Below are 1,319 nucleotides of genomic sequence, written 5' to 3'. Positions count from 1 at the left end.
CCTCCTCGCGGATAGGCCGTCCCGGCGGCGCTGTCGCTCAACCGCGGCCTCTCGCGATCCCGGCCCGTCGTCCTGTGCAGGGCTGAAAGCCCCGCTTGGCCGGCCGGGCAGGGATGCTCGCCCGCAGTTGCACCGGCCCGTCCGCTCCGCGGGCCGGGGGATGTCTTCGGGAAGAAGACGGAACAGGACCGGGGTGATGCCTCGCGTCCGCAACCCGGCAAGGAGCATTCCCATGCAGATCATGAAGGTGGACCCGCGTGCGCTGAAGGAGAATCCCGACCGCACGCGCCAGACGAAGTCCACGCCGCAGGCCGATGCCCTGCTGCTGGCGACCATCAAGGCGGTCGGCATCGTGCAGCCCCCGGCGATCGCGCCGGAGAGCGGCGGCGGCAACGGCTACATCATCGATTCCGGCCATCGCCGGGTGAAGCAGGCGATCAAGGCCGGGCTCGAAGAGATCGAGGTGCTGGTGGTCGACGCCGCCAACGATAATGGCGCCATGCGCTCCATGGTCGAGAATATCGCCCGCGAGCCGCTGAACCCGGTCGACCAGTGGCGCGCCATCGAGCGCCTGGTCGCGCTCGGCTGGACTGAGGAGGCGATCGCCGTCGCTCTGGCGCTGCCAGTGCGCCAGATCCGTAAGCTTCGGTTGCTCGCCAATGTGCTGCCGGCGATGCTGGACCAGATGGCCAAGGGCGACATGCCGAACGAGCAGCAGCTGCGCACCATCGCCGCCGCTTCGCTCGAGGAGCAGCGCGAGGTCTGGAAGACACACAAGCCGAAGAAGGGGGACCCGCAGGCCGCGTGGTGGAGCATTGCCAATGGGCTCACGAAGAAGCGCATGTATGCACGTGATGCCAGCTTCGGCGACGATCTCGCCCGTGCCTACGGCATCGAATGGACCGAGGACCTGTTCGCGCCGGCCGATGAGGACTCGCGCTACACCACGCAGGTCGAGGCCTTCCTCGGCGCCCAGCAGGAATGGATGAGCCAGAACCTGCCGAAGAAGGGGATCATCACCGTGGCCAATAGCTGGGGCCAGCCGGAACTGCCGAAGAAGGCAGAGCGCATCCATGGCAAGCCGGGCAAGGGCGATTGCACCGCGATGTATCTCGACCGCGAGGGCAAGGTGCAGAGCGTGCACTACCGCATGCCCGTGGAGAAGAAGGCGAGGGGTTCGGATGCCTCCGGTGCTGACGATGTCGGCACGCTGGCGAAGCCGCGCCCGGAGGTGACGCGCAAGGGCATCGAGATGATTAGTGACATGCGTACCGACGCCCTGCACGAGGCGCTGTCCCGTGCCCCGATCGAGGACGACA

The 1,319-nt window shown here is 67.3% G+C and carries 1 protein-coding gene; it reads left to right on the top strand.

Translation table 11 applies throughout. The features are described 5' to 3' along the window. Positions 1 to 232: 232 nt before the first annotated feature. The coding region (locus J2X65_RS26940; protein WP_310208598.1) for a ParB/RepB/Spo0J family partition protein at positions 233 to 1,319 on the top strand (1,087 nt) is incomplete at its 3' end.

This window comes from Ancylobacter sp. 3268 (assembly GCF_031456575.1).
Taxonomy (GTDB): domain Bacteria; phylum Pseudomonadota; class Alphaproteobacteria; order Rhizobiales; family Xanthobacteraceae; genus Ancylobacter.
This window is presented reverse-complemented; position numbering and strand designations above follow the sequence as displayed.